This window comes from Pseudomonas sp. GW822-FHT02E03 (assembly GCF_058802325.1).
This window is the reverse complement of record NZ_JBXAOA010000042.1, coordinates 1-21,643: the sequence shown is the minus strand read 5'-3', so window position 1 is coordinate 21,643 and position 21,643 is coordinate 1. Positions and strand designations below refer to the sequence as shown.

Below are 21,643 nucleotides of genomic sequence, written 5' to 3'. Positions count from 1 at the left end.
AAAGCCTTACAGAACGGAGATTTAGCAGCGTAAAAGGAGGGTTAACGAGAATCTGACGGATGAATTCGCTCAATAACTTGAATCAGCACATAAGGCTGCGTTCAGAAGTTAAAGTAGTTTGTTAAGAGTAAGATTTTTTCGGTATTACAAAAGCGCTTCTGCTATTGATTCAGCAGGGAGGGAAATTGCCATTACACACATCGCTGCCAATGACTCGGCAGAGAGGAAAAAAAGGTGGAGAGTCGATCTGTAAGCCGGGTTCTGTCTTGAACAGTCATTCGTCTACGATGGCCATCACTGGACATCTTTAGCAACCTACCCGGTCCCAGCGCGGGCCACGCCTTGGGACCCTATTTGGTCTTGCTCCAAGTGGGGTTTACCTAGCCACGAACTGTTGCCAGACGTGCGGTGCGCTCTTACCGCACCTTTTCACCCTTACCGGCGCCGAAGCGCTTAGGCGGTTATTTTCTGTGGCACTTTCCGTAGGCTCACGCCTCCCAGGCATTACCTGGCACTTCGCCCTATGGAGCCCGGACTTTCCTCCCCCCCCTAATTTTCATAGAGGGCAGCGACTGTCCGATCGACTCTCCGCCGCGAAGATTAACGGCAGAGCGACCGAAGAACAAGCGCTAAAAGCCTCTGGCCGGCGCTGCACGTCGGTTTACTCGCCCTTCTGTTTATCCAGCGCGACCTGATAGAGCACATTCTTGCGTTCGCCGGTAATTTGCGCCGCCAATGCCGCCGCACGCTTGAGCGGCATCTCTTCGAGTAACAGATTGAGAATACGCATGGCTTCACTGCTGACAGCGTCTTCGGTCTCAGGGGCAGTCCAGCCCGCCACCAGCACTACACACTCGCCACGCTGCTGATTGCTGTCCGATTCGACGAACTCGCGCAACTCGGCCAGCGGCAAGCCTTTGAGGGTTTCGAAGGTCTTGGTCAGTTCCCGAGCCAGCAACGCCGGACGCTCGGCACCAAATACCAGCTCCATGTCTTGCAGGCACTCGAGGATGCGGTGCGGTGCTTCATAGAAAATCAGCGTGCGCGGCTCTTCTTTTACCAGCTCCAGACGAGCCCGTCGGCCGACAGCCTTGGCCGGCAAAAAACCTTCGAAGATGAAACGATCGGACGGCAGGCCCGCCGCCGACAATGCCGCAATCAAGGCACATGCCCCCGGAACCGGCACCACATTGATCCCTGCGGCACGAGCCTGACGCACCAGGTGATAACCCGGATCGGAAATCAGCGGCGTCCCAGCGTCGGAAATCAACGCCACATCGTCGCCCGCCAGCAGACGCGTGATAAAGCGGTTACCCTCCTCACGCTCATTGTGTTCATGGCAGGCCGCCAGCGGTGTGGGGATACCGAAATGCTGCATCAATCGCTGGGAATGGCGAGTGTCTTCGGCCGCGATCAAGGCGACCTCACGCAGGATCTTCAGCGCACGCGCACTGATGTCGTCCAGGTTGCCGATGGGCGTCGCCACCACATAAAGCGAGCCAGCAGCGGAATTCAAAGCACCTGGAACAGTCAAAACGCACACCTCATGATCGGTAAAAGGCGACATTGTAGCGCGTAGCGGCGCTTGCGATACGCCTCCCCCTCCGCGGTTTTTCCAGCCTTTTGTGCAGTGCTGCAACATTTGCATGAGCTAAATTGATCGATTCACGCCAGTAACATCGCGCCCCGGCCAGTGCTTGGGTACAATTCCACGCTAATTTGATCGAGTATCAGGAACACTACATGATCGCTTGCCTGCGGCTGTTCACTGCCCTCTGCCTCGCTGCCTTGCTGGCGGCTTGCGCCAGCTCGCCCTCTTCCAGCCTTGGCGAACTTCCACGGACCCCGGATGCCAGTATCGAGCAACTGCTCGAACAGGCCACTCGAAGCAAAGACCCGGAAAAAGCCGCTCTACTGCGCTTGAGCGCGGCAGACCTGGCTTATCGCCAGGGCAATGCCGGCCAGTCCGCGCAAATCCTGCAACAGGTGCCGGTGGAACAACTCAAGCCTGGCCAACAAGTCTTCGCCAACACCCTGGCGGCTGAACTGGCCATGACCCGCAATCAGCCCAAAGCGGCGCTGACCGCCCTGAGCCATCCGAGCCTGCAACGCCTGAACGAACTGCCCGTCGAACAACAGGTTCGCACCGGCACCGTTCATGCCCGCGCCCTTGAGGCCGACGGCCAGACCCTGGCCGCCGCACGGGAGCGCATCTTTATTGCGCCGATGCTTGAAGGTGAAGCAGCCAGCAAAAACCACGAAGCGATCTGGACCCTGATCGCTTCGCTGCCGACCGATCAATTGCAGCCGACCACCGACGATGACCTCGGCGGCTGGATCCGTCTGGCGCTGGTGGTGAAAACGGCCGGCACCCTGGAACAGCAGCAAGCCGCGATCGACAACTGGCGCGAACAGAATCCAAAGCACCCGGCTGCCGTCCAGCTGCCGTTGCCATTGACCAAACTCAAGGAGCTGGCCAGCCAGCCTCTGAGCAAGATCGCCCTGCTGCTGCCGCAAGACGGCCCACTGGGTCCGGTTGGCAAAGCACTGCGTGAAGGCTTCATGGCTGCTCACTACCAGGCGCAACAAGCCGGGCAGAAGCCGCCAGCCATCGAATTCTATGACAGCTCGCGCCTGACCTCCCTCGACGATTTCTATCGCAAGGCCCAGGCCGATGGCGTGCAACTGGTAGTCGGCCCGTTGGAGAAGCCGCTGGTCAAACAGCTCAGCGCGCGCGCGCAACTGCCGATCACTACCCTGGCCCTGAACTACAGCGAAGGCGCACAAGGTCCGGCCCAACTGTTCCAGTTCGGTCTTGCCGCTGAAGACGAAGCCCGCGAAGTGTCCCGTCGCGCACGCGCCGATGGCCTGCACCGCGCCGCGATCATGGTGCCGAAAGGCGAATGGGGCGACCGCGTACTCAGGGCGTTCAGCCAGGATTGGCAAGCCAACGGTGGCAGCATCGTCGCTACCGAACGCGTCGACCAGCCGGTGCAACTGGCCCAGCAGATTGCCGACATGTTCCAGCTGCGCCAGAGCGAAGGCCGCGCCAAGAGCCTGCAAAGCACCGTAGGCTCGCAGGTTGCCGCACAACCTTCGCGCCGTCAGGACATCGAGTTCATCTTCCTGGCCGCGACGCCGCAACAGGCTCAACAGATCAAACCGACCCTGAACTTCCAGTACGCGGGTGACGTGCCGGTTTACGCCACCTCCCACGTATTCAGCGCCAGCGGCGATCAGAACCAGTACAACGATATGAACGGTATTCGCTTCTGCGAAACCCCATGGTTGCTGGATGCCAACGACCCGCTGCGCAAACAGGTCACTGCACAATGGCCGCAAGCCGGCGGCAGCCTGGGCCGTCTGTATGCGATGGGCGTTGACGCCTATCGCCTGGCACCGCGCCTGGGGCAACTCAAGGCCTTGCCGGACAGCCGCATCCAGGGTCAATCGGGCAGCCTGGGCATGACCCAGAATCAACGGGTCGAGCGTCAGCTGCCATGGGCAGAGTTCGCCAACGGTCAGGTTCAACGCCTGCCGGACACCTCGCGCTGATGCCTGACAGGTCACGCCAGCAAAGCGGTAAAGATGCCGAGCGTCATGCGCTCGAGCATCTTCAGCAACAAGGTCTGCGCCTGCTGGCGCAGAACTGGTTGTGTAAACGCGGCGAGCTTGATCTGGTCATGCTTGATGGCGATACAGTAGTATTCGTCGAAGTCCGCTATAGAAAAAACACCCAATGGGGTGGTGCGCTCGATAGCATCGATGGGCGCAAACGGCAGAAACTGATTTTTGCCGCGCAGTATTTTCTTCAGCGCGAGTCGCGTTGGGCCAATTCCCCCTGCCGCTTCGACGTGGTTGCCATCGACAGCAACCTTGATCAGTTGAACTGGTTGCAGAATGCCTTCGACAGCTGATCGCTTGCGTCCCGAACCGGACACCTTCACCCAACACTTTTGCTCTTTGCTTTGCGGGCTGCACATTCATGTGCCGAGTAGCCGCGCTAATTAAGGTCACACAGATGGACATGCAATCGCGAATTCGCCAGCTTTTTCAGGCCAGTATCGACACCAAGCAACAGGCGATGGACGTACTTGCACCGCACATCGAGCAAGCCAGCCAGGTCATGGTCAACGCCCTGCTCAACGAGGGCAAAATGCTGTCCTGCGGCAACGGCGGCTCCGCCGGTGACGCACAGCACTTCTCCTCCGAGCTGCTCAACCGCTTCGAACGCGAGCGCCCGAGCCTGCCCGCCATCGCGCTGACCACCGACAGCTCGACGATCACCTCGATCGCCAACGATTACAGCTACAACGAAATCTTCTCCAAACAGATCCGCGCCCTCGGTCAACCGGGTGATGTTTTGCTGGCGATTTCCACCAGCGGCAACTCGGCAAACATAATTCAAGCGATCCAGGCCGCACATGATCGCGAAATGATTGTCGTAGCATTGACCGGTCGTGATGGCGGCGGCATGGCGTCACTGCTATTGCCTGAGGACGTCGAGATTCGCGTACCAGCCAACGTCACTGCACGTATTCAGGAAGTCCACCTGCTGGCGATCCATTGCCTTTGCGATTTGATCGACAGCCAACTGTTCGGGAGTGAAGAATGACCCCTAATCGCCTAGGCCTTCTGGCCTTGACCCTGTGCCTTGGCATCAGCGGCTGCACCTCGGTGGTTAATGCCAGCCGTGAAGCGCCGATCGATGATGACCGCGGCACCCGCACCTTCGGCAGCAAGATCGACGACTCCCTGATCGAAACCAAGGCCGGTGTAAACATCGCCAAGGCCGATCCGGACCTGGACAACAACTCGCACATCGTCGTCACCAGCTTCAACGGTGTGGTGCTACTCGCCGGGCAAACCCCTCGTGCCGACCTCAAGGCCAAGGCCGAACAGGTTGCCGCCTCCGTGCAGCGCGTGAAGAAGGTGCATAACGAACTGCAAGTGCTGCAACCGTCCTCGCTGCTGGCGCGTCAGAACGACACCTGGCTGACCACCAAGATCAAGACCCAGATGCTCACCGACGCCTCCATTCCCGGCTCGCGCATCAAGGTTGTGACCGAGAACGGCATCGTCTACTTGCTGGGTCTGCTGACCAAGCAGGAAGCGGCTCAGGCGACCAATTTGGTACAAGGCGTTTCTGGCGTGCAGAAGATCGTGAAGTTGTTTGAGTACATCGACTGACGAGACTGTAAGCGCCGGTAGAAGCCTACGGTTTGAAAGTGGTGAAGTAATAAAAAAGGCGATCCATTCGGATCGCCTTTTTATTACTTCACCACCTTCAAACTCGGTCGACCGCTGGGACGCGGCGGCTCACTGTCGGGTGGCGGAACATCATCATCCGGCTCGATCTCTTCCTCGTCTTCCAGAGGCGATTCCATATCGAACACCATGCCCTGACCGTTCTCCCGGGCGTAAATGCCCAGGATCGATGCGATAGGCACGTACAGGGTGTGCGGCACTCCACCGAAGCGCCCCTCGAAACTGACTGCCTCGTTGTCCATATGCAGATGACGCACGGCTGCCGGGGAAACGTTCAGGACAATCTGTCCGTCACTGGCAAAACCCTGAGGCACCTGCACCGACGGATACTCGGAATTGACCAGCATGTGCGGGGTGCAATCGTTGTCCACAATCCACTCGTAGAGCGCGCGGACCAGATAAGGTCGACTGGAGTTCATAGCGGCTCCTTAAGCCTTAGCGCATATCGCGTTCGACACCAGACAGACTCGCCTGGAAAGCCTCACGCGCAAACGAGCGCTCCATATAATCAAGCAGCGGCTTGGCAGGCCGCGGCAGTTCAATACCCAGAATCGGCAATCGCCAGAGTATTGGCAATAGGCAGCAATCCACCAGACTTTGTTCCTCACTGAGGAAAAACGGCTTGTCGGCAAACAACGGCGACACGCCTGTCAGGCTTTCGCGCAGCTCTTTACGAGCCACGACACGGGCTGCTTCCTTGGTCCGCGAATCCAGAATCAGATCCACCAGGCCACACCAGTCACGCTGAATACGATGAATCAGCAGACGACTGTTGGCACGCGCCACGGGATAAACCGGCAGTAGCGGCGGGTGCGGGTAACGCTCATCCAGATACTCCATCACCACGGTCGACTCCCACAACGCCAGGTCACGATCGACCAGGGTGGGCAGGCTTCCGTAAGGGTTCACCTCAATCAGTTTAGGCGGCTGGCGACCAGCTTCCACGTAAATGATCTCGGCGCTGACACCCTTCTCTGCAAGTACGATGCGCACTCGGTGGGAATAGTGGTCGGCGGGGTCGGAGTAACAGGCCAACCGATTGGTCACGCCCATGGCGGTCCTCCTCGCTTGTTGAAATTATCGGAAACGGAAAAACACGCGCGCCCAGAGGGCGCCTCCCGTAACGCCTGGATCACCAGACTCGTTACACCTTCAGAGACGCCCCTGGGCGCGCGCGATTAACAGCAATGGCTTACCGCTTTATCAATGGACGTCTTTCCAGTATTCACGCTTGAGCAAGTAAGCGAATACGAAGAAGAACGCCAGGTACAGCAACACATAGGTACCGATGCGCTGATGCTGCAGCTTCACCGGGTTGGCCGAGTAGGCCAGGAAGGTCACCAGATTCTTGACCTTCTCGTCGAACTGCTCTTCGTTCAGCGTGCCGGTTTTCGGCAATACAGTCAGTTGATCGCAGGCTTCATGGGTCAAAGCGGTGCCAGTCAGCGGATCGTATTGCTTCTTGCCGTCTTCGACGACTTGAACTTGTTTACAGCCTACCACCTGACGACCCTGCAGGCCGACCAGAACGTTAGGCATGCCGACGTTCGGGAACACTTTGTTGTTCACGCCCCATGGACGTGACGGGTCTTCATAGAACGAACGCAGATAGCCGTAGAGCCAGTCGGTGCCACGAACACGAGCCACCAGCGTCAGGTCGGGCGGCGCCGCACCGAACCAGGTCTTGGCGTCAGCCGGCTGCATGCCGATGTTCATGTGATCGCCAATCTTGGCGCCGGTGAACACCAGCTTCTCAAGCATCAACTCGTGAGGAATGCCCAGGTCATCGGCGACACGCTCGTAGCGCTGGAACTTCGCGCTGTGGCAGCCCATGCAATAGTTGGCGAACGTGCGTGCGCCGTCCTGCATGGCAGCCTTGTCGGAAACGTCGATGTCGACCTTCTCAAGCTCCGGGCCACTCGATGTCGATGCGAAAGACAGCACAGGCATCGCCGCAAGAATCATTACAGCAAATAGCTTTTTCATCAGCCAGTCACCCTTTCCGGAACCGGTTTGGTCTTCTCGAGCCTGGTGTAGAACGGCATCAGAATGAAGTAGGCGAAGTACAGGAAGGTACATACCTGCGACAGCAACGTACGGCCTGGCGTTGGCGCCAGAACACCCAACACACCCAGGATCACGAACGAAATGCAGAACACCCAAAGCCAGATCTTGCTCAACCAGCCTTTGTAGCGCATCGACTTGACCGGGCTGCGATCCAGCCATGGCAGGACGAACAGCACAGCGATGGCCGCACCCATGGCGATTACGCCCAGGAGCTTGTCCGGAACCGCCCGCAGAATCGCGTAGAACGGTGTGAAGTACCAGACCGGAGCGATGTGCTCAGGGGTCTTGAAGGCGTTCGCCACTTCAAAGTTCGGCTTCTCGAGGAAGTAGCCGCCCATTTCAGGGAAGAAGAACACGATCGAGCAGAAGATGAACAGGAACACCACCACGCCGACGATATCTTTCACGGTGTAGTACGGGTGGAAGGCAATGCCGTCCAGCGGTATACCGTTTTCGTCTTTGTGCTTCTTGATGTCGACGCCATCCGGATTGTTCGAACCGACTTCGTGCAGCGCCAGAATATGCACCACCACCAGACCGAGAATCACGATCGGCAGGGCAACCACATGCAAGGCGAAGAAGCGATTCAGGGTAATACCGGAAATCAGGTAGTCACCACGAATCCACTGGGTCAGGTCATTACCGATGACCGGGATCGCGCCGAACAGCGAGATGATCACCTGGGCACCCCAGTAGGACATCTGGCCCCACGGCAGCAGATAACCCATGAAGGCTTCAGCCATCAGCGCCAGATAGATCAGCATGCCGAAGACCCACACCAGCTCACGCGGCTTCTGGTACGAACCGTAAAGCAGGCCACGGAACATGTGCAGATAGACCACGATGAAGAACGCCGAAGCGCCAGTGGAGTGCAGCAGACGCAGGATCGAGCCGTACTCGACGTCGCGCATGATGTATTCGACGGAAGCGAACGCCTCTTCCGCCGACGGGGTGTAACTCATGGTCAGCCAGACACCGGTAACGATCTGGTTGACCAGAACGAGCAGTGCCAGGGAGCCAAAGAAATAGAAGAAGTTGAAGTTCTTCGGGGCGTAGTACTTGCTGAGATGGTCTTCCCACATTTTGGTCGCGGGGAAGCGCGCATCAACCCAATCCATGAACTTGCTCATCACGCTTTCTCCGTATCGACGCCAATGACAATGATGTCATCGGTCTCATAGGAATGCGGGGGAACTGGCAGGTTCAAAGGCGCAGGTTGCGACTTGTAGACGCGGCCAGCCAAATCGTAGTGAGAACCGTGGCAAGGGCAGAAATAACCCCCTACCCAATCCTTGCCCAGGTCTGCAGGAGCCACTTCCGGACGGAAAGTTGGTGAGCAACCCAGGTGCGTGCAGATACCGATCAGCAGCAGAACTTCTGGCTTGATCGAACGCGTTTCCGGGTCGACATAGGTCGGTTGCGTCGAGTTCTTGGAGGTCGGGTCAGACAGCTGGCCCTCGATCTTTTTCAGATTCCCCAGGATTTCCTCGGTACGGCGGACAATGAACACCGGCTGGCCGCGCCACTCAGCAATCATTTGCTGACCTGGCTCGATTTTGCTGACATTCACTTTCACCGGTGCACCTGCGGCTTTCGCCTTGGCACTGGGAAACCATGACCCCACGAACGGGACCGCAGCCCCCACCGCTCCTGCAGCACCCACCACGGATGTGGCTGCTACCAAGAAGCGACGCCGGCCTGCATTCACGCCGTCATTGCTCATTCAGTCCTCTCCCATCAGCTTTGTGGCCTGTTAAATCAGGCGTCTACTAAGTAAAAATCTGAACTTATAAAAATTTTGCCGAATGGTAATGAAAAGCCCCAATTCTGACAAGGTAATTACCGAGGGGCTTCACTGCCAAGCCTTGCAGTATAGGGCCTCTGCGGATGTGGCAAGTTGTCACAGCGCAATTCCTTGATAAATCACGCCCATAAAAAAACGCCCAGCTTCGCGAGGAAACTGGGCGTTCTTTTTGAACGTGAAAGCGAATTAACGCTTCGAGTACTGCGGACGCTTACGCGCTTTACGCAGACCAACTTTCTTACGTTCAACTTCACGAGCATCGCGAGTAACGAAGCCAGCTTTGCGCAGAGCGCCACGCAGGGTTTCGTCGTACTGCATCAGTGCGCGAGTGATACCGTGGCGGATTGCGCCAGCTTGACCACTTACACCACCACCGATCACGGTGACGTAGATGTCGAACTTCTCGACAGTCTCAGTCAATTCCAGCGGCTGACGAACTACCATGCGGGCAGTTTCGCGGCCGAAGAAATTATCCAGCGAACGGTTGTTGATGGAGATGTTACCAGTACCCGGACGCAGGAAAACGCGTGCGGTTGCGGTCTTGCGACGGCCAGTGCCGTAATTTTGAGTCGCCGACATAATGAACTATTCCGTTAAAACTTCAGTTCTTGGGGCTGCTGAGCAGTATGAGGGTGTACAGCGCCCGCATAGACTTTCAGCTTACGATACATGTCGCGACCCAGCGGGTTCTTAGGCAGCATGCCTTTGACCGCGGTCTCGATCACGCGCTCAGGGGCTTTAGCGATCAGTTTTTCGAAGTTGATCGACTTGATGCCGCCCGGGAAACCGGAGTGGGAGTAGTAGATTTTGTCGGTGGTTTTAGCACCGGTTACACGAATCTGCTCGGCATTGATAACGACGATGTAATCGCCGGTGTCAACGTGAGGAGTGTACTCAGCTTTATGCTTGCCACGCAGACGGCTCGCGATTTCGGTGGCCAGACGACCCAGGGTCTGACCTGCAGCGTCGACGACAAACCAGTCGCGCTGTACTGTTTCCGGTTTAGCAGTAAAAGTTTTCATTCTTTATAGCCTCAGGGGCCGCCCTGTAAATTAGACGGCGGATCTTACTGAATAGTGCGTACTTTGACAAGTCAAAGGCAGCCGGATACAGACGCTTTCGGGGGCTCGGGTCGGCGCGTCCGTTCAACGGCAAGATTCTTCGGCGGCGGCGCATCACTTCCACTGCAGAAAGAGGTGCGCAATTATGCAGATTGCGAAAAATATTTCAACCTGCTTTTATGATTGTTTTGCCCAAGGAGCACCCGATGGACTATCGCCAGCTAGGCCGAACCAATCTGAACGTGAGTGCAATCTGCCTTGGCACCATGACCTGGGGCGAGCAAAACAGTGAGGCTGAAGCCTTCGCCCAGATCGAACGAGCCAAGAGCGCGGGCATCAATTTCATCGACACCGCCGAAATGTACCCGGTGCCACCCAAGGCCGAAACCTACGCCACCACCGAGCGCTACATCGGCAATTACTTCAAAAGTCGCGGCGATCGCGCCGACTGGATCCTGGCGAGCAAGATCGCCGGCCCCGGCAACACCATCGACTACATCCGCGACAAAAACCTCAAGCACAACCGCGAGAACATCGTCCAGGCCGTGGATGCAAGCCTCAAGCGCTTGCAGACCGACTACATCGATCTCTATCAGCTGCACTGGCCTGAACGCAGTACCAATTTCTTCGGACAACTGGGCTACAAGCACACGAGCGAAGTCAACCTCACCCCGCTGGAAGACACCCTCGAAGCACTGGACGAACAGGTCAAGGCCGGCAAGATCCGCCACATCGGCCTGTCCAACGAAACGCCGTGGGGCACCATGCGTTCCCTCGCCCTCGCCGAAGCCCGTGGCTGGCCGCGCGCCGTATCGATCCAGAACCCCTACAACCTGCTCAATCGCAGCTTCGAAGTCGGCCTGGCGGAAATCGCCATCCGCGAACAGTGCGGCCTGCTCGCCTACTCGCCGCTGGCGTTCGGTTTCCTGTCGGGCAAGTACGAAGGTGGCGCGCGTCCGCCCAAAGGTCGCCTGAGCCTCTACAGCCGCTTCAGCCGCTACTTCAATCCTCAGTCAGAGGCAGCGTGCAGCCGTTATGTAGCATTGGCTCGTGAACACGGCCTGGATCCGGCGCAGATGGCACTGGCCTTCGTCACACAGCAACCGTTCGTCACCAGCAACATCATTGGCGCCACCACGCTTGAGCAACTGGACAGCAACATTGCCAGCTTCGAGCTGAAACTTTCCGACGAAGTGTTGGCGGGGATCGAGGCGATTCATCAGGATCAGCCCAATCCTGCACCTTGATTGATTCATAGGCCCAATCGCGGGCAAGCCACGCTCCCACAGGAATCACAAACCTGTGGGAGCGTGGCTTGCCCGCGATGGCGTCCGCCCAGGCAACGCCAATCAAAGCGAGCGCGCAATAATCTCCTTCATGATCTCATTGGTCCCGGCATAGATCCGCTGCACCCGCGCATCCGCCCACGCCCGGGCGATCGGGTATTCCCACATGAACCCGTAACCGCCATGCAACTGCACGCATTCATCGAGCACCTTGCATTGCAGGTCGGTGCCCCAATACTTGGCCATCGCCGCCGTCGGCACGTCGAGTTTGCCTTGCAGATGCAGTTCCAGGCAGCGATCGACGAAAACCCGGCCGATCTGGATTTCGGTCGCCATTTCAGCGAGTTTGAAGCGGGTGTTCTGGAAGTCGGCGATGGCCTTGCCGAAAGCCTTGCGCTCACGGGTGTAATCCAGCGTCCATTGCAACGCCGCTTCAGCTGACGCCAAGCCACCTACCGCGACCGTCAGACGCTCCTGCGGCAGCTCCTGCATCAGGTAAGCGAAGCCCATCCCGGCCTGGCCCAGCAGGTTTTCTTTCGGTACCCGAACGTCCTGGAAGAATAGCTCCGAGGTGTCCTGAGCCTTCATCCCGACCTTTTCCAGACGCCTGCCCTTGGCGAAGCCGGGCGTATTGGCCTCTACCAGAAACAAACTGGTGCCCTTCGCTCCTGCCTTTGGATCGGTCTTGGCCACGACGATCACCAGGTCAGCCAGAAAGCCATTGGTGATGAAGGTCTTCGAACCGTTGATCACGTATTCGTCGCCATCTAGCACAGCGGTGGTTTTCACCCCTTGCAGGTCGGAACCGGCACCCGGCTCGGTCATGGCAATCGCGGTGACCATTTCGCCAGACACCAGCTTGGGCAGGTATTTGTGTTTCAGCGCTTCACTGCCGTAATGCAGGATGTAAGGCGCCACAATGTCCGAATGAAGTGAAAAACCGATGCCGGTCAGCCCCAGGCGGCCGACCTCCTCGATCACCACCGCGCTGTAGAGAAAGTCTGCCCCCAGCCCGCCGTATTCTTCCGGCAGATGCGAACAGAGCATCCCCGCCTCCCCTGCCTTGTTCCAGAGTTGGCGGTCGATATAGCCTTGTTTTTCCCATTGCCCATGGAACGGCACGGCCTCTTTTTCGAGGAACGTTCGCACACTGTCGCGAAAAAGCTCGTGCTCGGAACTGAACAAGGTTCTGGGGATCATGCGGCACCTGTGGTTATTGTTAGCCGGAATTGACCTTTAGAGACTAAGCCTCGTATCCGATACAGGACACTGGACACATCCGACAAAAAATAAGACGATCCAGCCGTCTGGTGACCACTTTCCCCTATAAGAATAAAGTTGAATTATGTCTAACCAAGTCTCCACGCCCTTGCGGCGCGTCAGCATCCTGGCTATCGACCGGGTTTTCGCTTCCACCCTCATGCAAGCCAAGGATTTCTTCCATCTGGCCAGCCTGCGCTATGGCAAACAACTGGGCCACGGCCTGACACCGGCGTTTGAAACCCGGCTGGTCAGCCCCGACGGCAAACCGGTGAACAGCTTCAGCGACGTGATCATGCCGGTGGACGGCGGCCTGGAAAACGCCGACGTCATCATCCTTCCCGCCTTCTGGGACGATTTCGACACCCTCTGCAAACGTTATCCACAGGTCCTGCCATGGCTGCGTCAGCAGCATGCACGCGGCGCCGTGTTGTGTGGCGAAGCTACTGGTGTGTTCTGGCTGGCCGAGGCCGGGCTGCTCGACGGCAAGGAAGCGACGACCTACTGGCGTTTCTTCAATGCCTTTGCCGAACGCTTCCCGCAGGTCCAGCTCAATCAGGACAAACACCTGACCGACGCCGACAACCTGTATTGCGCCGGTGGCACCACCTCGGCCTGCGATCTCTACATTTACTTGATCGAGCGTTTTTGCGGCGCCAATGTGGCCCAGGCCGTGGCCCGCGACATTCTTTATGAAGTGCAGCGCAGCTATGCGCCGGGGCGGATCGGCTTCGGCGGGCAGAAACTGCACCAGGACGTGATCATCCTGCAGATCCAGCACTGGCTCGAAGAACACTTCGCCGACAAGTTCCGCTTCGAAGACGTGGCCCGTGAACACGGCATGAGCATCCGCAACTTCATGCGCCGCTTCCAGACCGCCACCGGCGACAAACCGCTGCACTACCTGCAGCGACTGCGCATCGAGACGGCCAAGGGCTTGTTGTCCGGCAGCCGCAAGAGTATCAAGACCATCAGTTATGAGGTCGGTTACGATGACGCGAGCTTCTTTGCGCGACTGTTCCGCCAGCACACGGAGTTGTCGCCGAACCAGTATCGGCAGCAGTTTCAGCAAGCGGCGTAGATCAGGACTGTTTGTCTGGAAAACAGAAGCACTCCTACCATTGATTGATCCCTGCCCCCAAAGACCGCATAAAAAAGCCCCGCCCTTCTCTCGAAGGGCGGGGCTTTTCTTTACAGCATCCGACGCTTAAGGCGCGTACGTCAGCAACAACTCGCTCGGCACTTTGAAGTCCAAAGACATCATCACGCTCAACGCGGTAATGGTGAAGATCGAGAACACGAACAGCTTGCGTGCCCAGACCGTGTCATCCACTGCCTTGTAACCGGTCCAGGCCATGTACAACCAATACATGCCCATGGCCGCGGCGACGGCGAGGTAGCTCATGCCGGCGTAGCCGCTGAAGGTCAGCATCAAGGTCGCCACGAGGAACGCCAGGATGTAGAGCAGGATGTGCTTCTTGGCCACTTCAATTCCACGCTTCACCGGCAACACCGGAATCGATGCGGCCAGGTAATCGTTGAAGCGGAAGATTGCGATGGCGTAGGAATGCGGCATCTGCCACAGGCTGAACATCACCAGCAGCGTCAGTGCGGCCATGTCGAAGCTGTTTGTCACAGCTACATAGCCAATCACCGGCGGCATCGCCCCCGACAGACTGCCCACCAGCGTGCCGTGAACCGACTTGCGCTTGAGGTACAGACTGTAGAAACCGACGTAGATGACGAAACCGATCACCGCGAACAACGCAGCCAACGGGTTGGCCACCTTGTACAACAGTGCAACGCCGAAAACACCAAGAATGGTCGCAAAAGCCAGGGCCAGTTTCAGGGAGATCAGGCCCTGGACCAGCGCACGGTTCTTGGTGCGTTCCATCTTCAGGTCGATGTCGCGGTCGATGCAGTTGTTGAACACGCAACCGGAAGCGACCACCAGGGACGTGCCGATCATCGCAGCCAGGAAAATGGCCAGATCGACATGCCCTTTGGAGGCCAGGAAAAATCCGCCTGCCACAGAAAGCACGTTACCGAAAATGATCCCCGGTTTGGTGATTTGGATAAAGTGCTTGAGGGACATGCGGACTTACCTCACTTCGCCATCATGAACGTGTGGATGCTGAACATGATCCACAGCGACAGGCCAACCAGCAGGACGATCACGATCGCGGCGAAGACAAACGCAATCACGTTGTTACGCTGCGCGGCCGAACGGTCCAGGTGCAGGAAGTACACCAGGTGCACCAGCACCTGGACGATCGCGAACGCAAGGACGATCAACAGGGTGATCGACTTCGGCAACGTCGGGTACATCACCAGACCGAATGGAATGACGGTCAGGATCACCGACAGAATGAAACCGATAGCGTAGGACTTGACGCTGCCGTGGCCGGCGTCGTGGCTATCGTGGGAATGAGCGTTAGCCATTTACATAGTCCCCATCAGATAAACAACGGTGAATACGCAGATCCACACCACGTCCAGGAAGTGCCAGAACAGGCTCAGGCAGCTCAGACGGGTCTTGTTGGTCGAGGTCAGGCCATGCTTGTTGACCTGATACATCATGATCGCCATCCAGATCAGACCGCTAGTCACGTGCAGACCGTGGGTACCGACCAGGGTGAAGAACCCGGACAGGAAGCCGGAACGGCTAGGGCCGTAGCCTTCGGAGATCAAGATGTGGAACTCGTTGATCTCCATGCCGATGAAGCCCAGGCCGAACAGGAAGGTCATGGCCAACCAGCCCAGGACCTGCTTCTTGTTGCCCCGGTAGAACGCCAGCATGGCGAAGCCGTAGGTGATCGAACTGAACAACAGCAGAGCGGTTTCGCCCAGCACGTATGGCAGTTCAAAGATGTCGTGGCCCGACGGGCCACCCGCTACGTTGTTAACCAGTACCGCGTACACCGCGAAGATCGACGCAAACAGAATGCAGTCGGTCATCAGGTAGAGCCAGAAACCGTATACGGTCATCTCGCCCGAGTCGTGGTGATGGTCATCATGCCCATGTCCATCGACATGGGTGTGTCCAGCATTGGTCACTAAGTTCGACATGGTTTAAGCCTGTTCCAACGAGGTTTCAACACGGGTGGCGGTGGCTGGAACTTTCCCGGCCGCTACCAGACGCTTGTGCTGCTCGGCTTCGATGCGCTCGATTACGTCGACCGGCACCATATAGCCTTGATCATCACGTGCAGCGTGGATCACGAAGTACACAACAGTGCCGACCAGGCTTGCGATGGCCAACCACCAGATGTGCCAGATCATCGCGAAACCGAACACGGTCAACAGAGCACCCATGACCACACCGGTGGCGGTGTTGTTTGGCATGTGGATCGGCTCGTACCTGGCCGGAGCCTTGTACGCGGTGCCGTTTTCCTTGGCTTCGGTGAACGGGTCGATGGTTTCTGCTTTTGGCAGCACGGCAAAGTTGTAGAACGGTGGTGGCGAGGAGGTCGACCATTCCAGGGTATGGGCATTCCACGGGTCGCCGTGTTCGCACATGTTCTGCGGCAGCTTGCGGTCACGGATGCTCACGTAGAGCTGGATCAGCTGGCAGGCGATACCGACGGCGATCATCACCGCACCGAACATGGCAACGTACAGGTACGGTACCCACTCAGGGTTGGTGGTGGCGTTCAGACGACGGGTCATGCCCATGAAGCCCAGTGCATAGAGCGGCATGAACGCGACGAAGAAGCCGCTGATCCAGAACCAGAACGCTGCCTTGCCCCAGCCTTCGTGCAGCTTGAAGCCGAACGCTTTCGGGAAGTAGAAGGCGAAACCTGCGATGTAGCCGAATACCGCGCCGCCGATGATCACGTTATGGAAGTGCGCGATCACGAACAGGCTGTTGTGCAGAACAAAGTCAGCACCCGGAATGGCCAGCAGTACGCCGGTCATGCCGCCGATGGCGAAGGTCACCATGAAGCCCAGGGTCCACAACACTTGGCTGGTGAAACGCAGACGGCCCTGGTAGATGGTGAACAGCCAGTTGAATAGCTTCACCCCCGTCGGGATCGAGATCAGCATCGTCGCCAGACCGAAGAAGGCGTTGACGCTGGCACCCGAACCCATGGTGAAGAAGTGGTGCAGCCAGACCATGAAGCCCAGGATCGAGATCGCGCCGCTGGCGTAGATCATCGAGTGGTGGCCGAACAGTTTCTTGCCGGTGAAGGTCGAGATGACTTCGGAGAAGATCCCGAATGCCGGCAGAATCAGGATGTAAACCTCGGGGTGACCCCAGGCCCAGAACAGGTTGACGTACATCATTGGATTGCCACCAAGTTCATTGGTGAAAATGTGGAAATCCATGTAACGGTCAAGTGTCAGCAGTGCCAGGGTAGCGGTCAGGATCGGGAACGAAGCCACGATCAGGACGTTGGCCCAAGTGCAGGTCCAGGTGAAGATCGGCATGTCCATCAGCTTCATGCCAGGGGTACGCATTTTCAGCACGGTGGCCAGGAAGTTGACCCCCGTCAGCGTCGTACCCAACCCGGATAGCTGAAGTGCCCAGATGTAATAATCCATCCCCACGCCCGGACTGTATTGCAGGCCCGACAGCGGTGGATAAGCAACCCAACCGGTCTTGGCGAATTCGCCAACGCCCAGGGACAGGTTGATCAGCACCACGCCGGATACCAGCAGCCAGAAGCTCAGGGAGTTCAGGAACGGGTAGGCAACGTCACGCGCGCCGATCTGCAGCGGCACCGCAAGGTTCATCAGGCCGGTGAAGAATGGCATCGCCATGAAGATGATCATGATCACACCGTGAGCGGTGAAGATCTGGTCATAGTGTTCAGGTGGCAGGTAGCCAGGCGAACCCTCGGTGGCCATGGCCAACTGGGTACGCATCATGATGGCGTCGGCAAAACCACGCAGCAACATGACCATGGCGACGATGATGTACATCACGCCGATTTTCTTGTGGTCGACCGAGGTCAGCCACTCGGTCCACAAATAGGTCCACTTCTTGAAGTAGGTGATTGCAGCGAACAGCGCCAGACCACCGAGCGCGATCATGGCGATGGTTACCATCACGATCGGTTCGTGGAACGGGACCGCTTCCCAACTTAATTTACCAAACATCGTTTACTCCTCTGCCCCGGCAGCTGAATGCGAGTTCATGTCCATTCCTTGCGTAGCGGCCACTTCTTTCTCTTTCTTCTCGTGCTTGACCTTCGGACCCGGTTTCATGCCTTCGTACTTGTCGACGATGATCTGGAACAGGTTCGGCGTGACCGAGGAGTAGAGCTCGACTGGGTTGTTCTGGCTTTGCTTGGCAAGGGCTGCGTATTCAGCTTGTTCAAGCTGTTTAGGTGCCTTTTTGACTTCGCTTACCCAGGCGTCGAAATCTTCCTGAGAAGTGGCGATAGCTTTGAATTTCATGCCGGTGAAACCCGCGCCGCTGTAGTTGGCGGAGATACCGTCCATTTCAGCGTTCTGGTTGGCGATCAGGTGCAGTTTGGTCTGCATGCCCGCCATCGCGTAGATCTGACCGCCCAGGGCCGGAATGAAGAACGAGTTCATCACGGCGTCGGAAGTGATCTTGAAGTTGATCGGGGTGTGCGCCGGGAACACGATCTTGTTGACCGTGGCAATGCCTTGTTCCGGGTAGATGAACAGCCACTTCCAGTCCAGCGCGACCACTTCAATGGTGATTGGCTTGACGTCGGATTCCAACGGCTTGTAAGGGTCCAGCGCGTGGGTCGACTTGTAGGTGACGTAACCCAGGGCAATGATGATCAGTACCGGAATAGTCCACACCGCGATTTCGATCTTGGTGGAGTGGGACCATTTTGGCGTATAGACGGCGTCTTTGTTGGACGCGCGGTATTTCCAGGCGAACGCGAAGGTCATGAAAATGACCGGCACGACGACCAACAGCATCAGCAGCGTTGCGGTGATGATCAGGTTTCGCTCATCCAGGCCGACCTGGCCCTTGGGATCGAGCAAGGTCATGTTGCAGCCTCCCAGCAACAACGTGCCGAGCAGCGGCAATAAGCCTAGTAGTCTGGGGTACCTGTTTTTACTCATCTCACGACCTCTAAAGCAGCTTGCGCAATGCAGTTGGGTTTTGATCGCCAACACTTCACCCTGCCAAGGGTTGGCATTTTTCTTGGATTGAATAAGGGCCTGCCCGTCGCGCGTCAGACGCTGTTCGACAATTGCTGGGCCTGCGGTGAGTTCTTATTCGAATTCGTGGTCAAGGGCCTTGTTACAGACCAATTCCATTTGGTGCGGATAGTCGGAAGGCACCGACACCTGGGAGTCGCATGAAGCCATCAGGCCTCTCGACACCCAGGTTCTGCTCATGCACCTGAGTAAGGGTGAGCAGTGCCGGGAATTCAGTGCGGGCGATTGTAGATATGTAACGATTCATAAACCATGTCTCATCCCGAAATAATTTATATCCGATCCGACAACAATCATTAACGGCTTTTGCAAAAGTGCGCCATGGTATCGAAATTAATTCTCAACAAAAACACCAAAAATAGTAGGTCTACCACGCGAAGTTCAGACAGCTTCCAAGGCTCTGCGCTCGCCTTCGACCCGGCTCTACCCCCTATGTGACAAGGGCTTTGCCAATTTGCCAGGCCCTGTTAAAACTGCCTGTTTCGACTGACGAGCGCTGAAACCGACAGTGCCTGGAGGAGCAGGTTTTTGCTGCGAAGCGATGCCCTGAATCAGCGATTTGAAATGCCTTGCGACACTCAAGCTGTGACAACATGTCGCATACGTGTCGCACCCTTCCTTGTCGAGCATCAAGGTCTTTTTACCTGACCTGCGAATATGCAAACGCCCCGGCCTCTCAACGAGAACCGGGGCGTTTTTTTGCTTCCTGCAACAGTACGACGTACAGCCTCAGCGCAGCGCTTTGCGGTTACGCGAAATGAGCAGCGGCACCAGCACCACGATCAGCACGAAGGCCAGCAGCGCCCACTGTGCCAGGGACAAGCCGAGGATCGGCGGGTACGGTGTAGAGCAGAAGCCATCGACCTGGAAGCCCAGCGGGAAGATCTTCGCCAGCGGCAGGCCGTCGACGATTGGCTGCAGCACATCGATGCCGCAACTGACCGCCGGGTAAAACTGGGTATAGACGTGATGCCCGGCCACCCCGGCGCCCGCAATGGCGCAGATCACCACCAACGTTTCGAACAGCGTGACGCTGCGGCGGGTGCGCGTCGCTGCGCCGATAAAGGCGAACAGCGCAATCAGCAACAACGCGTAGCGTTGCAGGATGCACAGCGGGCATGGTGCCTCGCCCAGAGCCACTTGCATGTACAGCGCGCCACCGATCAGCGCCAGGCAGATAATGCCCAGCAACACCAGATAGCGCCGCTCACGCCCCAACCGCATGGTTTCCTCGCTCATCGCGTTTCCCTTTTGTGTCCGTGGATATCGGTTGTCCGGAAGTCTACACGCAGCCCCTGCCCTTTGAGAGCCTTGAACGGGCCGCTGAAGTCGGGGGAATAAACGATAAACCGGTTAAGCACGGATTAACCTTCAAGCGATTGTTAATAATCGAAACCGCGACGCGGCCTTCGCGAAGGGTTGCTTACTGCTTCCACCGATCCGCCGCCGCATGATCGCTGTCACGCCCTTCCACCCAACGCGGCCCGTCCCCGGTGTTTTCTTTCTTCCAGAACGGCGCGCGGGTTTTCAGATAGTCCATGACAAAGGCACAGGCATCGAACGCTGCCTGACGGTGGGCGCTGGCGGCGCCGACGAAAACGATCGGCTCGCCCGGCTCAAGCGCGCCGATGCGGTGCAACACTTCCAGCTTCAACAGTGGCCAGCGCTGCTCGGCCTCCGCGGCAATCTTGCCCAAGGCTTTTTCGGTCATGCCCGGGTAGTGCTCAAGGAACATCCCGGCGACGTCGAGGCCGTCATTGAAGTCGCGCACGTAGCCGACAAAACTCACGACCGCACCAACGCCCACATTGGCTGCGTGCATGGCGTTGACTTCAGTACCCGGATCGAACGGTGTGGACTGCACGCGAATCGCCATGGCTCAGCCCCCGGTCACGGTCGGAAAAAACGCCACTTCATCGCCATCGCTCACCGGTTCTTCGAGCTGGCAGAGGTCTTCGTTGCGGGCGCACATCAGGTTTTGCTCGCTTAGCACTTCGGCGCCGTCACGTTGGGCCAGCAGCGCGCGCACATCGTCGACCGTGGCGAAATCACCTTCGACCTTCACCGAGTCCACACCGAGCGCTTCACGGTAACGGGCGAAAAACTTCACGGTAATGTTCATGGCTGATCCGCCCGAAAATGACCGCTCTTGCCGCCGAGTTTCTCCAGCAGCCGCACGCTCTCGATGGTCATGCCGCGATCCACGGCCTTGCACATGTCATAAATGGTCAGCGCCGCGACGCTGGCGGCGGTCAGCGCTTCCATTTCGACGCCGGTCTGCCCGGACAACTTGCAGCACGCCACGATGCGCACGGTGTCGTCGCCTTCGGTACTGAGTTCGACCTTGACTCCGGTGAGCATCAACGGGTGGCACAAAGGAATCAGATCGCTGGTTTTCTTCGCCGCCTGGATGCCGGCGATCCGCGCCACGGCGAACACGTCACCCTTGGGATGGCCGCCCGTGACAATCAACTGCAGGGTTTCGGGCAGCATGCGCACCAGCGCTTGGGCCGTCGCTTCACGGAACGTCACGTTTTTTTCAGTGACGTCGACCATATGAGCGCGACCTTGGGAATCGAGATGAGTCAGCACAGGGATACTCCTGATCAGGAGCATCGATTGTAAACCTGTGGGTCAAATTTCCGCACGTTTGATTATGCATTCACATTGAACCCTGTGGGAGCGGGGGGGGGGGGGGGGGGGGGGGGGGGGGGGGGGGGGGGGGGGGGGGGGGGGGGGGGGGGGGG

Annotated in this window: 24 protein-coding genes and 1 other RNA gene; 6 read left to right on the top strand and 19 right to left on the bottom strand. The window is 57.7% G+C overall.

Going from position 1 to position 21,643, the window contains the following annotated elements; translation table 11 throughout:
• Positions 1-234: 234 nt before the first annotated feature.
• Together rnpB and rsmI are read right to left on the bottom strand one after the other, a co-directional pair.
• Positions 235-588: RNase P RNA component class A (gene rnpB / locus AC1RQB_RS23255), an RNA gene on the bottom strand.
• 73 nt (positions 589-661) lie between these two features.
• Positions 662-1,567 (bottom strand): 16S rRNA (cytidine(1402)-2'-O)-methyltransferase, encoded by a 906-nt coding sequence (gene rsmI / locus AC1RQB_RS23250; RefSeq protein WP_198537196.1) that lies wholly within the window; start codon positions 1,565-1,567, stop codon positions 662-664.
• Positions 1,568-1,743: 176 nt separating this feature from the next.
• Between rsmI and AC1RQB_RS23245 the strand changes: the two genes are divergently transcribed.
• From AC1RQB_RS23245 to AC1RQB_RS23230, 4 genes are all read left to right on the top strand, one after another.
• Entirely contained in the window at positions 1,744-3,555 is a 1,812-nt protein-coding gene (locus tag AC1RQB_RS23245; RefSeq protein WP_063341489.1) for a penicillin-binding protein activator, read from the top strand.
• Positions 3,555-3,917, top strand: coding sequence for a YraN family protein (locus tag AC1RQB_RS23240; RefSeq protein ID WP_007904371.1), 363 nt, complete (start codon positions 3,555-3,557; stop codon positions 3,915-3,917). Before AC1RQB_RS23245 ends, AC1RQB_RS23240 begins: the two co-directional genes overlap by 1 nt.
• A 104-nt stretch (positions 3,918-4,021) precedes the next feature.
• Positions 4,022-4,615, top strand: coding sequence for a phosphoheptose isomerase (locus AC1RQB_RS23235; RefSeq protein ID WP_007904374.1), 594 nt, complete (start codon positions 4,022-4,024; stop codon positions 4,613-4,615).
• Positions 4,612-5,190, top strand: a complete 579-nt coding sequence (locus tag AC1RQB_RS23230; RefSeq protein ID WP_008072118.1) for a BON domain-containing protein — start codon at positions 4,612-4,614, stop codon at positions 5,188-5,190. The genes AC1RQB_RS23235 and AC1RQB_RS23230 overlap by 4 nt, the downstream gene beginning before the upstream one ends.
• An 83-nt stretch (positions 5,191-5,273) precedes the next feature.
• Here AC1RQB_RS23230 and AC1RQB_RS23225 read toward each other — a convergent pair whose 3' ends face one another.
• From AC1RQB_RS23225 to rplM, 7 genes are all read right to left on the bottom strand, one after another.
• The gene (locus tag AC1RQB_RS23225; RefSeq protein ID WP_008004998.1) at positions 5,274-5,687 is read right to left on the bottom strand and encodes a ClpXP protease specificity-enhancing factor; all 414 of its coding nucleotides are present in this window, start codon (positions 5,685-5,687) and stop codon (positions 5,274-5,276) included.
• Between the two features lie 16 nt (positions 5,688-5,703).
• On the bottom strand, positions 5,704-6,321 hold the full coding sequence (locus AC1RQB_RS23220) for a glutathione S-transferase N-terminal domain-containing protein (protein WP_007905304.1): 618 nt from the start codon (positions 6,319-6,321) through the stop codon (positions 5,704-5,706).
• Between the two features lie 150 nt (positions 6,322-6,471).
• Positions 6,472-7,254, bottom strand: coding sequence for a cytochrome c1 (locus AC1RQB_RS23215; protein ID WP_063341490.1), 783 nt, complete (start codon positions 7,252-7,254; stop codon positions 6,472-6,474).
• Positions 7,254-8,465, bottom strand: coding sequence for a cytochrome b (locus tag AC1RQB_RS23210; protein ID WP_008072120.1), 1,212 nt, complete (start codon positions 8,463-8,465; stop codon positions 7,254-7,256). The genes AC1RQB_RS23215 and AC1RQB_RS23210 overlap by 1 nt, the downstream gene beginning before the upstream one ends.
• On the bottom strand, positions 8,465-9,058 hold the full coding sequence (gene petA, locus AC1RQB_RS23205; protein WP_007905300.1) for a ubiquinol-cytochrome c reductase iron-sulfur subunit: 594 nt from the start codon (positions 9,056-9,058) through the stop codon (positions 8,465-8,467). The genes AC1RQB_RS23210 and petA overlap by 1 nt, the downstream gene beginning before the upstream one ends.
• Positions 9,059-9,325: 267 nt before the next feature.
• Positions 9,326-9,718 carry a 30S ribosomal protein S9 gene (gene rpsI, locus AC1RQB_RS23200; protein ID WP_002555064.1) on the bottom strand — a complete coding sequence of 131 codons (393 nt, stop codon included), beginning with the start codon at positions 9,716-9,718 and terminating at the stop codon, positions 9,326-9,328.
• Between the two features lie 14 nt (positions 9,719-9,732).
• The gene (rplM, locus tag AC1RQB_RS23195; RefSeq protein ID WP_007905295.1) at positions 9,733-10,161 is read right to left on the bottom strand and encodes a 50S ribosomal protein L13; all 429 of its coding nucleotides are present in this window, start codon (positions 10,159-10,161) and stop codon (positions 9,733-9,735) included.
• A gap of 245 nt (positions 10,162-10,406) precedes the next feature.
• Between rplM and AC1RQB_RS23190 the strand changes: the two genes are divergently transcribed.
• Positions 10,407-11,447: an NADP(H)-dependent aldo-keto reductase gene (locus tag AC1RQB_RS23190; protein WP_063341491.1), complete on the top strand. Its 1,041-nt coding sequence runs from the start codon at positions 10,407-10,409 to the stop codon at positions 11,445-11,447.
• A 102-nt stretch (positions 11,448-11,549) separates the two neighbouring features.
• On the opposite strand, the gene AC1RQB_RS23185 is transcribed toward AC1RQB_RS23190, so the two are convergent.
• Positions 11,550-12,686, bottom strand: a complete 1,137-nt coding sequence (locus AC1RQB_RS23185) for an acyl-CoA dehydrogenase family protein (RefSeq protein ID WP_063341492.1) — start codon at positions 12,684-12,686, stop codon at positions 11,550-11,552.
• A gap of 244 nt (positions 12,687-12,930) precedes the next feature.
• Between AC1RQB_RS23185 and AC1RQB_RS23180 the strand changes: the two genes are divergently transcribed.
• Positions 12,931-13,827, top strand: coding sequence for a GlxA family transcriptional regulator (locus AC1RQB_RS23180; protein WP_173667540.1), 897 nt, complete (start codon positions 12,931-12,933; stop codon positions 13,825-13,827).
• A 126-nt stretch (positions 13,828-13,953) separates the two neighbouring features.
• Here the strand turns inward: AC1RQB_RS23180 and cyoE are convergent, their stop codons facing one another.
• The 9 genes from cyoE to moaC all read right to left on the bottom strand — a co-directional run bounded on the left by cyoE (position 13,954) and on the right by moaC (position 21,488).
• Positions 13,954-14,841 carry a heme o synthase gene (gene cyoE / locus AC1RQB_RS23175; protein ID WP_007896421.1) on the bottom strand — a complete coding sequence of 296 codons (888 nt, stop codon included), beginning with the start codon at positions 14,839-14,841 and terminating at the stop codon, positions 13,954-13,956.
• A gap of 11 nt (positions 14,842-14,852) precedes the next feature.
• Entirely contained in the window at positions 14,853-15,188 is a 336-nt protein-coding gene (gene cyoD / locus AC1RQB_RS23170) for a cytochrome o ubiquinol oxidase subunit IV (protein WP_007896420.1), read from the bottom strand.
• Positions 15,189-15,815 (bottom strand): cytochrome o ubiquinol oxidase subunit III, encoded by a 627-nt coding sequence (locus tag AC1RQB_RS23165; RefSeq protein WP_007896419.1) that lies wholly within the window; start codon positions 15,813-15,815, stop codon positions 15,189-15,191.
• Between the two features lie 3 nt (positions 15,816-15,818).
• Positions 15,819-17,849 carry a cytochrome o ubiquinol oxidase subunit I gene (gene cyoB / locus AC1RQB_RS23160; protein ID WP_063341493.1) on the bottom strand — a complete coding sequence of 677 codons (2,031 nt, stop codon included), beginning with the start codon at positions 17,847-17,849 and terminating at the stop codon, positions 15,819-15,821.
• Between the two features lie 3 nt (positions 17,850-17,852).
• Positions 17,853-18,797: a ubiquinol oxidase subunit II gene (gene cyoA, locus AC1RQB_RS23155; protein WP_008070433.1), complete on the bottom strand. Its 945-nt coding sequence runs from the start codon at positions 18,795-18,797 to the stop codon at positions 17,853-17,855.
• Between the two features lie 828 nt (positions 18,798-19,625).
• Complete coding sequence (locus AC1RQB_RS23150) at positions 19,626-20,135, bottom strand: disulfide bond formation protein B (protein ID WP_032830273.1); 510 nt, start codon at positions 20,133-20,135, stop codon at positions 19,626-19,628.
• Between the two features lie 184 nt (positions 20,136-20,319).
• Positions 20,320-20,772 carry a molybdopterin synthase catalytic subunit MoaE gene (gene moaE, locus AC1RQB_RS23145; RefSeq protein ID WP_063341494.1) on the bottom strand — a complete coding sequence of 151 codons (453 nt, stop codon included), beginning with the start codon at positions 20,770-20,772 and terminating at the stop codon, positions 20,320-20,322.
• 3 nt (positions 20,773-20,775) lie between these two features.
• Positions 20,776-21,018, bottom strand: coding sequence for a molybdopterin converting factor subunit 1 (gene moaD, locus AC1RQB_RS23140; protein WP_063341495.1), 243 nt, complete (start codon positions 21,016-21,018; stop codon positions 20,776-20,778).
• On the bottom strand, positions 21,015-21,488 hold the full coding sequence (gene moaC, locus AC1RQB_RS23135) for a cyclic pyranopterin monophosphate synthase MoaC (protein WP_063341496.1): 474 nt from the start codon (positions 21,486-21,488) through the stop codon (positions 21,015-21,017). The genes moaD and moaC overlap by 4 nt, the downstream gene beginning before the upstream one ends.
• Positions 21,489-21,643: the final 155 nt, after the last annotated feature.